Raw genomic sequence first — 12,284 nt, forward strand, 5'->3', positions numbered from 1 at the left:
GGGGCGGGGGTGCGGGGGCGGCGAGTGTGGGTTCTGGTTTTGCTGCTTCGGCTAGGGCTAGGGCTAGGGCTAGGGCTAGGGCGGTGCCGGCTTTGGTTCAGGCTGTGCGCAAGCCGACGCCGCGGCGTGAGGTGGCGACGCAAGTTCAGCGGACATCGCGCGCGACGGTTGCTGCTGCGCCGGTGGCTGAGGTGGCCGGTGCGACCGCCGCGTCGAGTGTGGCAAGCGCTGTGGTCGGCACTGCGGAAGGCTGGTGGGATAAGTTCTGATTGGAGCTTTTTGGCGGCGCGTCGTACGGTTAATGCGTGCATCGAGGTCAATAACGAACGATGCGCGTTTGCCGACGCAGAAGACAAAAACCGGCGCGAGGCCGGTTTTTGTTTTCGGAATCTGTCGGGGAGGACTATCGAACAAGCACGCCAGCTTGCCAAGCTGGCGCCGTAAGGCGTATGGGTTCGAATCCCATCTAAAGCCGGCAGATTAAACTCTGCGGGCTTTTTTCATTTCGACTGCCATGCCGCAATAACTCGCAGCCCTTATAACGTAACTGCGGGCACCGGGGCGGTGGCATGCGATCCGAGAGCAGTCTTGCCCGAAATCGCCTCGCGCAGTCGACACACTCGGGACCGAAGTGCGGCGGTAGTGCACGCATGCTCACGCGCCAGTTCGCTATAGGGAATGCCCGAAGCAACACCCCTGAGAAGCTCCCAGTCCGGCTCGCGCAACATCGCGGCAAGGCGCGCGAGCTCTTTCCGCGCGTGAACTGCGTCGTCCAACGATGAGGCAGTGGAACGAGAATCCTCTTCGTCGTCTACGCTGTTCGGTGCAACGCTCCCAAACCCGGTCGTAGCCGCATGAGCACGGCGAAGGAGCACCACGCGGTGACGACCTTGACGTGCTGCGGATGCGGCGACTCGCAGAAAATCGGTTTCGTCGACCGCCCCAGGCAAAAAATCGGGCTGCAAAATCACATTAAGTGCTTCTTCAAGGCTCGACGCCTGAACCGAGCAGTCAGTGGAAGAAAGCTTACGCTGGAGACGCTCGTACGCCTCCCATGAGGGCGGGATATACGCCATGGTCGAACCCCTTCTGTGCAAACAGTGTTGTCTGCGGTTGGGTTGAGGAAACACGCTGCCTATTCCGATTAGCGTTCTTACCGGGGGACGCTTTGCCCCCGGTAAGCATTCAAACCAGTCAAGATCGGCGTTTAGAAACTATAGTGAGATTTAGTGCTTTTGAAAAGTGTCGCCGGATGGTTCAACCAACGAGTTGAATCCGATACGTCTCCGACCATTCTTTTCGCATTTGATCGAAGACGCGCTTTGCGTCCTCGTCACGGCCGAGCACTCCTTGTGCGCGCGCGAGTGAGAGCAGAAGTAGCTCCAAGGCGACCAGCGGGCCTTCATCGATATGCATCGGCTCAGTCCCGGGCACCGTTTCATCCTCCTCCGCCGGTTTTGTCGCAAAGTCGCGCAACGGGTTATAAAGCTTCTCGAAAAACGGATGCGCAGTGTTGATGGTAAGGATAATCCGTCCGAACTTGTGATCGATATGATAGAAGGGCCAATACTCGTCATGCCTAAAAGCGATCAAGTATTTTGAGGACTTGACGCGTTCAAATGCTTGCTCGTCAGTTTCACCATCACGCCGCAGCGTTACGGCTAGGCCCATGAGATTTGCATTGAGTTGTGCCTGTTCCTCGTCGGTGAGTTCAGTATCGACAGGTTTTGTGTGAAGATAATCGACTTCGTTTGCCCGTCGTTCACTTGCCGATGCCTTCGCCGGGTCCATCCGACTTGCCTTTTCCCCCTGAAAGCGCTTGATTTCATCGTTTAGCTTAGTGATGTCCCCTCCGACCTCATCTCGAATGGCGTCAAGGACGTAGTCCTTCATGCGCACACCTTGTTTATTGGAGGCAACGCCGAACGCTTCGTCCAAGACCCCAGGGAAGTCGATCTGGACCCTATACCAGTTCGTAACGCTGTGCCGCGTCGTCAGCTTGGGCAAACCGCCTGCAAATACCTCTCGGTCGTTGCGAAGAATCGATACCGTAAGCCCATCGAAGATACGAAGATCATTCCTCTGGACCTTTCTCTCCAAGTCGGACCATTCCTCGATCGGGAGCCGAAAGATTTTCACCAAGGCCTGAGCCGTCTGCGAGGGGTCCTTTTCGCTAATCGGAATGTTGACGGGGCGAGCAAGAACCAGACGACTAAGGGCGGGAACACCCTCAACCATCCGAGCGTGCCGGGCGTTCGGCATCGAGTAAGTTGGATCAAATGCTTCGACGCGGCGATTGTTCACGAACAGGCGCAGGCCGGACGAAATCGCGCGGCGATAAATGCGACTCATCTCGGCAACGGCATGCTCGGAGAGCGTTCTGGCTGTTCGCGAAGAGAGTCGGTCGCACGAGGGCATGTAGACAATAGTTCCACGCGGTCCGAGGTGCTCTGCTAGGTCCCGCACGTCATCCGCCAAGAGTTCCTGCTCGTTGCGGTTCGACGGCCAAACCATTGGCGTAGAGAAAATCTCGGCCAGCTCGCCGGGAAGTTCTGTGTTCAACGTCGGGTCGGGCACGTACACGGCATTGGACCTATCCTTGCCGACCGCCTCGACGTCTAGCATCATGCTGTAGATTGCGCCGGTCTCCTGCCACGAATACAGCTCCATGACTGGACTCATGCTTAACGCCGCTGTTTTCATTCCCATACCGAACCGGCCGATTCCGTTTCGGTCGTTGTAGTTCATGGAGCCGCCGAACGAAGTTGCTACCTTGAGGACGTTGGGTTCCATTCCGCGACCGTTGTCGTAGACGGCAGCGTCAATTGTGTAGTCGCCCTTCTTGCCCAATTGGCGATAGTAAATCCGCACCTCGGTTGCGCCAGCTTCGATCGCGTTGTCGACATGCTCGCAAATCGCCGACGTTGTGTGGTTGTAGCCGACGTCCCGCAACGAGGCGATCAGCGTCTGCGCAAAAAACAACGGCACGGCGGCGTTCTCTTTCAGGATGCGGTTCAACACTGTTCGCCCACCACGGGGCGAATCGGGGGACCAGTTGACAACGCTCTCAGCAACGTCGGTTGTGATTTCGGGATTTTGCATTTTCGACTCCATGGTTTGTTGCGCCAGTGTTGGCGCGGGAGGTGAAAGCAGCGGCTTTCAATAATAAGGACCCGGCAGCGACCGCTTGTTGCATCTTTTTTTGTGAGAGTTCGGTGATCCGCTCAATGTCTCAAGCAGCCCCGTCGAATAAGTCGATTGACAGCTCATGCGGCGGTAAAAAATCGTCCGGTTTTTGCCACTCGGAACGCGGGTTGGCGGGCGGTAAGACAGTCCTTGTAAACGAATTGATTTCCTGGCATCCTGGCTTCCACGTTTATTTACCGGGAGCAGTCGGTGTCTAGCACGTTCCTTTACGCACGCGTGTCCACAGCGGAGCAAACCACTGACAACCAATTGCTAGAAGTTCACAGCGCCGGGTTTGCGGTTTTGCCGCACACACGATCACGGAAACCATATCGGGCAGCGTACCCGTCGCCGAGCGGCCCGGTTTCTCGAAGCTGTTGGATCGGCTAGATGAGGGTGATACGCTCGTCGTTACCAAGCTCGACCGGCTGGGACGGAACACGACCGACGTACTGGGAACCGTCGAGAAGTTGGCCGCACAGGGCGTGCATGTGCATTGCCTAGCCCTCAAAGGAACCGACTTGACGAATGCGGCCGGGAAGCTGCATATGACTGTGCTCGCCGCGGTTTCGCAGTTCGAGCGGGATTTGCTCATCGAGCGAACACACGCAGGACTTGCGCGCGCCAAATCCCAAGGAAAGAGGCTCGGCCGTAAAGATGCACTGACAACAGAGCAGAAGGCCGAAATTCGGACCAAGCTGGCCGAAGGAGCTTCGACCCGTGGACTTGCGAAGGAATATGCCGTTTCGCATCCAACGATATTGAAGGCCGCGCGGCGTTGCTAGTTCTGCCAATGCATCGGCGCGAGCAGCGCTGCCGTGTTAAGACCTTGGCGGGACGTGCAGATGGACTCTCGTGGTCCGCTCGGGTTCAAGGTGGGGGAGGCAAGACCACTGACTTTATTTGGTCGGCCGTCAAGGTCGGGGACAGAGCGAGGAGGCTTCTGACTTACCATCCTCCGGCGAGGGGCAGTCCCGTTGTTTGGCCCGTTCCCCCAGCGATTGGTCCATAATCTTTCCTTTCGGATTGGAAAAATGTTCGCCGTTCGTGGATGCGATCGCTTACTTGCCACCGCGACGTTTGCTGCGGATCGACGATACCCCAAACTCTCCACCGTTGAAACGGTAACCGCCGTAGGCAAGAGTAGCGCCGCCACGCGGTAAACAAGATTCTGAAGCTCATATAACTTGCGTGACTTCTAAGCGGATAATCAATATATCGATATGAGCAATACCTTCAAGTTGGAAAATAATTTCGATGTATCTTTTACCGCGCTGCTTGCGACGCGTGAGAAACAAATTCAGCAAAATTACCGCCCGATAATTGGCGTTCACAAGTGGTTTGCGCGACGCCCGGGAACCGTATTTCGAAACTTGCTTCTTGCTGAGTTTAATGGGGAGGAGCCCATTGAGGTCGAATACTGGAAAGCGCACTCCTTTCAAGGTGTCATCGCCGATCCCTTTATGGGTGGAGGAACGCCGATTTACGAGGCGAATCGCCTTGGGTTTAGTGTAATTGGCACGGACATCAATCCAATGGCATTCTGGATCGTTCGTCAGTCGCTTGCCGATTTTGACGAAAAAATGTTCCGCGACGCCTTGAGTTCGGTGGTAAGTGATGTTGAAGGTGAGATACAGGATTTTTACACTACGAGATGTACAGAGTGCCGCCGAGAAGCCCCCGTGAAATATTTCATCTGGGTGAAGAGGCAGGAGTGCCCCTCGTGTGGAGAGCCTAACGATCTGTTCCCCGGACATCTTCTGGCAGAGGACGTCCGCCATCCTCATAATGTTCTCGTATGTGATTGCTGTGGTGCGCTCAACGGGTTCGAGCGGACGCCCACAAAAGACAACCCTGGCATCTGTCGCGAATGCAGGTCTGAGATTTCGGTCGAGGGGAATGCGAAGCGAAACAAGGTTTCATGTAGGCGCTGTTCGACTCAATTTGCGTATCCGCCTAAAAACGCCAACGTGCCACCGCAACATCGCATGTGGGCGATTGAATACTACTGCGACTGTGGCTCAGAAACACGGAAAGGGCGATTCTTTAAGTCACCAGACCAAGACGACTTGAACAGGTATCAACGTTCGGCTGAGTTGCTTGCCTGTCGATCGAGTGACCTTCCTATCCCGCATGATGATATTCCGCATGGAGACGAGACAAAGCGTCTTCATCGATGGGGATACGGGAAATTTCGAGAGATGTTTAATGACAGACAACTACTGAGTCTAGGAATCCTCTTGCAACGAATCACGCACGTGAAACACGTCGCGACGCGCCATGCATTACTAACAGTGTTCTCAGATTTTATTCGTTACCAGAACATGTTGTGTCGATACGATACATATGCGTTGAAATGCCAAGACATATTCAGCGTTCACGGATTTCCGGTCGGGTTGGTGCAGTGCGAGAACAACGTTATTGGGATACCCAAGGTGGGTTCAGGGGCCTTTGTTCATTTTGCCGAGAAATTTATTCGGGCAAAATTATATTGCAAGAATCCTTTTGAGACTCGCGTGGAGAACGGGAAAAAGCGTTTGGTCCCGATAGTTGGAGAAACGATAGCTGCATCGTTCACGGAAGACACTCCGTCCCCAACCGGGCGTGAGGCACGTATTGCTGCGATGCCTGCCACGGAGATACGGTTGCCTCCGCAGTCGTTGGATGGCGTCTTCACAGACCCCCCGTACTTCGACAATGTTCAATATGCTGAGTTGATGGATTTTTGCTACGCGTGGCTTCGGCAAGCGCTCGGGGACGAGCTTGAATGTTTCCGGCCTTCAACGACGCGAGCTCACGCTGAGTTAACCGGAAATGAGACAATGGGGCGCGGGCTCGCTCATTTCACTGAAGGTCTTTCGAAAGTATTTTGCCACTACGCGTCCGCTTTAAAACCCAATGCACCGTTTGTGTTTACCTACCATCATAACGATCCGCTGGCCTATCTTCCGCTTATCGTAGCAATGCTGGATGCAGGTCTAAATTGCACCGCTGCACTGCCTGCACCTGCCGAGATGGCGGCATCTTTACATATTGCGAGATCAAACTCGTCCGTCTTGGACACCGTATTCGTTTGTCGGGCGGTCGAGTCAGTGGTGGCGAGTTCGCTACGCGGTTGCTTGGCTAAAGATGTCGAGGGATTGCAAAATGCCGGGCTGTCTTTGACAGCTGGCGATCTTCGATGCTTGATCGCAGGACATGTCGCTCGGTTGGCGGTGAATGAACTTGTGCAGTCGTGGAACAAGCAAGAGTCACTGCAAGAAAAAACGCGGCTGGCGACAAACGCGATCAGTAGGCTTTCGGCGCATAATCCTGCGGCCGACCTGATCGCAGAGATATTGTCTCAAGCTACTTCTCCAACATGACAGAAATCACACGCCCGTACGAGCTAAATGCAACAGAATTGGACAAGCACCTGGACGCTATGGTTAGCGCAACGTTCGCTGATATATCGTCGGAGTTCCTAATCTTACCAAAGGGTACTGGCTTTCTCCCTTACACCGACTTTAGGCGAGCGTTTGAGGTGTTGAAGCGACAAACGCGAGTCTTTGAGATGTTCGATCTAGAGTCTGTTTCTCGGGCAGTTGACGAAAATAGCAGAGTTTTCGGAGTGATTCGTTCGATTCTCGGCATGTCCCCACCGGAATGGGCGGAGTTGGCTAATGCGGAATCCGATATCGAAATTAGCCAGACTGCAGCTAGGCAATTGGATCGTGAATGTCGGCTCGACTCCGGTGCAGTGCGCAACGCACGGGAAAGGTATGCCAGCCGTGTGAGTACAGCGGAGGCTCGCCGCCGCGAGCCTCCGCCGCAATCGAAATTTATCGAACGCGTTGATGCGCTTTTGGCCGTAGCGATTAGGTACATTTCGGAGGGAGCACCTGAAGCCGGCGATGCCGTCGTGCATCGACTCGATAAATTCGATACAACGCAAGGGCTTGAGTCCGTGGAATATGCTGCACGCGAGAATGTTCCATACGCTGCCGTGTTGTATGAACGCTACCTTGGACGACCGTTTGCGACACATCGCGATGCCGTGTCGGAGCTGGTTGGCGAGGTGATGGAGAATGCCGTCGAAGAGGTTTTGCGTGGTGCAGGCGTAACGTACCGCAAGACAAAACGTGCAGAGCGAATCCCCGGTTTCGGGCAAGCACCGGACTTTTGTATTCCCGATGACGTTGATCCAGTAGTTGTAATTGAGGCAAAAATCACAAGCGACGACGGGACTGCGCGTGACAAGGTCGCACGCATCAAGGTGCTCGCTAATCAACGAGATGAACGTATCCGGAGAGGGGGCGCGCCTTACGAAGTGGTCGCGTGTATTGATGGTCGAGGTTTTCGCCAGCGTCGAGCGGATATGGGGCAAATGCTGACCGAACTGAACGGTAAGGTATTTACTACCGCTACCCTAGAACACTTGTTGACCCATACGCGAATAAGAGAATTCGTGGCAATCCCGCGTCCTGGTGACGAGGCCGTTTAGCCTGCTGAGCTGAATCGATTGAGCAATTCGCGCCAACAAGGACATGGCTTCTCTCACTAGCTGCTCGAACCTGCGAACGCAGATTGCGCAGCGAGCTAAGCCGGGGTAGGACCGCGTGTTGGCAAACGCGAATCAGCCCGAAGGTCGCTGCGACGAAAGAGGCGATGTTGGTGGCAACACTTTCGTCGACTGCTGAATTGCCCCCAATCCTGCCCCTGGATGTCAACGTAAGAGAACTCAGACGTCGACGCAATAAGAAACCCCGTAAGCCGTGATCTTACGGGGTTTCTTAGACTTTCCTGAACTACTTTGGATCGGTATTTGGTGGAGAGGAGGAGGATCGAACTCCCGACCTTCGCATTGCGAATACGAACAAGTCGACATTTCTTGAGATGGATTAGCGTCGATAAAATTTCATAAGTTATTGTATTTCAACATTTTTAGCTTGCAACCCTTCCCGTCGATGTTGATCCGCATACCTTCGTTGCCGCATAATCCGGTTACATGGCGGTTACATGAGATCGCCGGCTTACGAACAAGGAGGTTGGGTGGCGAAGGTAAACTTCACTGCGGCTCGGATAGAGGCGCATCGCTGCGAACAGGGTAAGTCGCAGTCGTTTCTCTGGGACAGTAAGACTCCCGGACTCGGCTTGCGAGCCACAACTGGCGGAGCCAAGGCCTACATTTTCCAAGGGAAGATCCATGGCTCGACCGTGCGGATCACGATCGGCGATCCGAGGAGCTGGACGATCGACCAGGCTCAGGAGCGAGCACGTAGTCTCCAGACGCTTATTGACGGCGGTGTTGATCCGCGCGAACAAGAGGCAGAGCAGAAGGCCGCGCACGAAGCCCGGCAAGCAGCGAAGCGCCGCCAGGACGTAACTGTCGGCGAAGCATGGGAGCACTACTTGGAGCATCTGCGAACAAAGATCTCGCCCAAAACGAAGAAACCGCGGTCGGAAAGATACATCCTCGACCATATCAACCTCTCGTCGCCCGGCGGAGGTATTGCAAAACGCGGCGGCAAAGAAAAAGTACGCGGGCCATTGGCTCCGCTCATGCCGCGTAGGTTGACCGAGATAACGGCAACATCCATGTCTCTGTGGCTCGAGGCCGAAATACCTCGGGGGCCAACGAATGCTGGTCATGCGTTCGGTCTTTTCAAGGCGTTCATTCGGTGGTGCGACTCCCACGAGACTTACGCAGGCATCATCCCGCACGAGGCCTATGCTTCGCCAAAGGTCAAGGGCATTCTCCCTCGCAGCGCTGCGAAGGATGACTGCCTTCAGCGCGAGCAGTTGTCTGTTTGGTTTAGCGCGGTATGTGGCATCGCCAACCCGGTAATCAGCGCATACCTTCAAGGACTCTTGATCACCGGCGCCCGTCGGGAAGAGCTGGCAACGCTGCGTTGGGAAGACGTGGACTTCCGCTGGCGCAGCTTGACCATGAATGACAAAGTTGAAGGCACTGGTGGCCGGACTATTCCGCTCACTCCTTATCTAGCGAGTCTATTGCAGCATCTTCAGCGCCTAAACGAGGTGCCTCCAAATAAACGTCAAGCCGCTCGCCTCGCTGAAAGAGGCGAACAGTGGGAGCCATCGGAGTGGGTGTTCGCCAGCAAAACAGCTTCGGACGGAAAGATAGCCGAACCGCGTCACGCGCACAACCGAGCGTTGGAACCAACCAGTCTGCCGCATATTTCGTTACATGGCCTGCGCCGGTCATTCGGCACGCTGTCGGAGTGGGTGGAGGTCCCGGTCGGCGTTGTCGCACAAATCCAAGGACATAAACCGTCGGCAATTGCCGAAAAACACTATCGCCGACGCCCCCTCGACCTGCTGCGCATGTGGCACGATAAGATTGAAGCTTGGCTGCTTGAGCAGGCGAAGATCAAGTTTGAGCCCTAAAGTTTGCGTGGGCCGTCCGTCTATTCACGCACGACCGACCACTACAGATTAGTGACAGCGACGACAGGCCAGATCGAGGTTACCTCCCCCAGCAACTGTCGTCGTTCATTCGCGCCGAGGTATGCACTGCGACAGAAAGCGAAGATCAAACTCCTGACCGCAAAATGGATAACAATCCCCGAATCTACAGCGCGGAGATGCCCCCAAAAGTGCCCCTGACTCTATGTCCCTGCCCCGACTTTCCGCCACGCCCCGGGCACATAAAACGGTGTCAGATAGCCGTCATTCATGACCTCGTGGATCGCCGGCAACCTACACAGGAACGGCATCCGGAACGTCGTAGATATTCTGCGTAACTTCACTGAGCAGGCGATGATCAAGAAGGACCTGCAGGATAGTGCGTGCCGTCTGGTCACAGGGAATCAGCCGATTACTGGCCGGATCAAAGTTCAACCCCCATCCGCGCGCATTGCTGACAGCCTGAAGGCTTGCCAGAAAGTTCGGCTTTTCGTACAACGCTTTCTGTTCGACAACAGCCATTCGGCGCAGTTGAATTGAATTCGTGCCAACGTAGTCGACGAGCGGCTGCATCTGGGTGAATAGGTCAGCGAAGGTGGCATCTCGCTGAAGTTCGGCGAAAGCCTGCGCATACGCGACACGATGCGCCATCGCGGATTCGAATGCGCGCTTGCCGGCGATGAAAATCACGCCGTTCAGATAGTAAAAGTCAAAGGTCCGTTCAATCGAAAAGCTGGTATCCGCTGCCGCTGACAGTTCACCGTTGTGGAAGATCATGTTGATATATTTCTTCGGATACGCGGCCTTCCACGTTGACGTGGAGCGTTTGACGGCGTAGACCGTCTGATCGCCGTGAACAAACTTCACCGCATAACCTTCAGCGCCCATGAGGTCCTTGATTGACCTAGCGCCACACTCCGGTTCTGGTCGGTCGACCTGTCCTTTCAACTGCTCAAAATCATTTTGACCGCCCGCGATTGTGAGGCAGCTGTTCTCGTTTGTTTCGGCAAGGTAACTGTAGGGCGCAAACTCCGTGATGCGCGTCATCTCTGCCGCTACGACCTCTCTGAGCAACCCGTTCAACGTTTCGTCCGTACGAACGAAGTAGGCCGAGAATTTTCGCGCTGCCGTGCTTCGCTTGAAAACCCAGAGGTGCAGATTACCTTGGGTGAACTGAAAAGTCCGAAGTGCGTCGAAGGTCTCCTGCATGTTCAATCCTTGGCGATATAAAAATCCTGAATGGTTTCGGCGTGTTGAGTCCCCGCGGTCAATACGCCCTGCTTCAATACGCGAACTTCGCGCTCGACACCGTTGATGACAATCGTTGCTTCGTGCAGTCGCCAGCCGAAGACAATCAATAGCGGGTTCATGAGAATCTGCCCTGATTTATAGGTGATAGCAAACATCCACAGCAGAAACACTACGAATCCGAGCAGTTTTTGCGAGTCCGCGTAAGTAATCCCCATGAACGACACGACGTAGGGAAAGGTGTAGTTGATCAGTTCGTTCGGAATGGCTTTCGCGTGCCTTATCTCGATGGCGAAGCGGAACGTAACCTTTTTCAGGGAGAGCCGTGTGGCCAGCACAGCGAGTAACGCCATGCTCGGAAACGTCAAGGCGAGCGCCGAATGTTCGAACGGCATGAAGACGCAATGGCCAGCGAGGAAGCTGGCTTTGTTACACAACGGACGCGTCCACCAGGTCTGTGGGATGTCCTGAACGGCAAGAATGATCGTCAGCGGGAAGTACGATCCGATGAAAATCAAAAAGCCTGAGAGTAGTCTGAATTGCATACGTAAAGTTGTTATTGCAATAGGCTAACTCGCGCCGGCCAACGCTCACGTGCCAGCGAGTAAAACCCCGTGGATGAAGAAGCGGAGGCGGTGACCGCATATCCAACTAAACATCTTGCCGTGCCTAGGCGCTCCCGGCAAATAATACGATACGTACGGTAGATCAGGGACTAAAGCAGCTAATACCCCCAAACCTCATGTCGCACCGGCAAGCGATTCAACTCATCCCTCACCTGCCGCCACTGCGGCATGAAACGATCCATCAACGACTGAAACTGCGCATTGTGGGTCGGCTCGATCAGGTGTAGCAACTCATGCACGAGGATGTATTCCAAGCACTCTGACGGCTTAAGCGCCAGGTCCGTATTCAGTCGAATATTTCCGGACACCGGGTTGCAGCTTCCCCACTTCGTCTTCATGTGCTGGATGAGGATCCGCCTGGTCTTGACTCCCAGCACCGGCTCCCATTTTCCCAGTAACGGTGGGACGGCCGCCCTGAGCTGTGTCCGGTACCATGCACCAAGCGCCTCACGGCGTTTGTTGACGTCACTGCCGGGACGCAGACCCAGTTCGAGCGTGGAATGCTTCAGCTTCACCGTCGATGCCGCATCGGTTTCCACAATGCGCAACAGGTAACGCTTGCCCCAGACGTAGTGGCTCTCCCGGTCCAAATATTCACGGGCCGTCTCCCGTTCCTGCGCAAGCAGCTTGCGCTGCTGTCGCCTGATCCACTCCAGCCGGGTAATTGCGTACACCCGGATGATGTCGGACGCCATGTGCAGGGGGGCGGAAATACGGACACGACCATCTGGCGGATACACACTCAGATGGACATGCTTGATGTCCTTCCTCACCACATCAACATGCATGTCGCCCAAGTCGATGCTACTGCATAGA

8 protein-coding genes and 1 pseudogene are annotated in these 12,284 nt (G+C 55.0%); 4 read left to right on the forward strand and 5 right to left on the reverse strand.

From position 1 onward, the window contains the following. Positions 1–536: 536 nt before the first annotated feature. Both F6X39_RS00005 and F6X39_RS00010 read right to left on the reverse strand, forming a co-directional pair. The gene (locus F6X39_RS00005; RefSeq protein WP_187615050.1) at positions 537–1,076 is read right to left on the reverse strand and encodes a hypothetical protein; all 540 of its coding nucleotides are present in this window, start codon (positions 1,074–1,076) and stop codon (positions 537–539) included. Between the two features lie 181 nt (positions 1,077–1,257). Further along, a complete protein-coding gene (locus F6X39_RS00010) occupies positions 1,258–3,102 on the reverse strand; it encodes an ATP-binding protein (RefSeq protein WP_262412377.1) in 1,845 nt (614 codons plus the stop codon). Between the two features lie 294 nt (positions 3,103–3,396). Here F6X39_RS00010 and F6X39_RS00015 point away from each other — a divergent pair. The 4 genes and pseudogenes from F6X39_RS00015 (at position 3,397) to F6X39_RS00030 (ending at position 9,576) form a co-directional block, all read left to right on the forward strand. Then, a pseudogene (locus F6X39_RS00015) lies at positions 3,397–3,971 on the forward strand (recombinase family protein). A gap of 438 nt (positions 3,972–4,409) precedes the next feature. Further along, positions 4,410–6,551 carry a DNA methylase gene (locus F6X39_RS00020; RefSeq protein ID WP_187615051.1) on the forward strand — a complete coding sequence of 714 codons (2,142 nt, stop codon included), beginning with the start codon at positions 4,410–4,412 and terminating at the stop codon, positions 6,549–6,551. Positions 6,552–6,739: 188 nt separating this feature from the next. Further along, complete coding sequence (locus tag F6X39_RS00025) at positions 6,740–7,669, forward strand: hypothetical protein (RefSeq protein WP_222945068.1); 930 nt, start codon at positions 6,740–6,742, stop codon at positions 7,667–7,669. A gap of 548 nt (positions 7,670–8,217) precedes the next feature. Beyond that, a complete protein-coding gene (locus tag F6X39_RS00030; RefSeq protein WP_187615053.1) occupies positions 8,218–9,576 on the forward strand; it encodes a tyrosine-type recombinase/integrase in 1,359 nt (452 codons plus the stop codon). 312 nt (positions 9,577–9,888) lie between these two features. Here the strand turns inward: F6X39_RS00030 and F6X39_RS00035 are convergent, their stop codons facing one another. The 3 genes from F6X39_RS00035 to F6X39_RS00045 all read right to left on the reverse strand — a co-directional run bounded on the left by F6X39_RS00035 (position 9,889) and on the right by F6X39_RS00045 (position 12,256). Continuing rightward, positions 9,889–10,803, reverse strand: a complete 915-nt coding sequence (locus F6X39_RS00035; protein WP_187615054.1) for a DUF4868 domain-containing protein — start codon at positions 10,801–10,803, stop codon at positions 9,889–9,891. Positions 10,804–10,805: 2 nt separating this feature from the next. Further along, on the reverse strand, positions 10,806–11,387 hold the full coding sequence (locus tag F6X39_RS00040) for a hypothetical protein (RefSeq protein ID WP_187615055.1): 582 nt from the start codon (positions 11,385–11,387) through the stop codon (positions 10,806–10,808). 179 nt (positions 11,388–11,566) lie between these two features. After that, entirely contained in the window at positions 11,567–12,256 is a 690-nt protein-coding gene (locus F6X39_RS00045; protein ID WP_187615323.1) for a SprT family zinc-dependent metalloprotease, read from the reverse strand. Positions 12,257–12,284: the final 28 nt, after the last annotated feature.

Source organism: Paraburkholderia sp. UCT2 (assembly GCF_014397665.1).
GTDB lineage: Bacteria > Pseudomonadota > Gammaproteobacteria > Burkholderiales > Burkholderiaceae > Paraburkholderia > Paraburkholderia tuberum.

What these genes read in the sequence shown, in the direction of transcription:
- F6X39_RS00020 (WP_187615051.1), top strand. Translation starts at nt 4,410, where the DNA reads ATGAGCAATACCTTCAAGTTGGAAAATAATTTCGATGTATCTTTTACC.
- F6X39_RS00040 (WP_187615055.1), bottom strand. Translation starts at nt 11,387, where the DNA reads ATGCAATTCAGACTACTCTCAGGCTTTTTGATTTTCATCGGATCGTAC.
- F6X39_RS00005 (WP_187615050.1), bottom strand. Translation starts at nt 1,076, where the DNA reads ATGGCGTATATCCCGCCCTCATGGGAGGCGTACGAGCGTCTCCAGCGT.
- F6X39_RS00035 (WP_187615054.1), bottom strand. Translation starts at nt 10,803, where the DNA reads ATGCAGGAGACCTTCGACGCACTTCGGACTTTTCAGTTCACCCAAGGT.
- F6X39_RS00010 (WP_262412377.1), bottom strand. Translation starts at nt 3,102, where the DNA reads ATGCAAAATCCCGAAATCACAACCGACGTTGCTGAGAGCGTTGTCAAC.
- F6X39_RS00045 (WP_187615323.1), bottom strand. Translation starts at nt 12,256, where the DNA reads ATGCATGTTGATGTGGTGAGGAAGGACATCAAGCATGTCCATCTGAGT.
- F6X39_RS00025 (WP_222945068.1), top strand. Translation starts at nt 6,740, where the DNA reads ATGTTCGATCTAGAGTCTGTTTCTCGGGCAGTTGACGAAAATAGCAGA.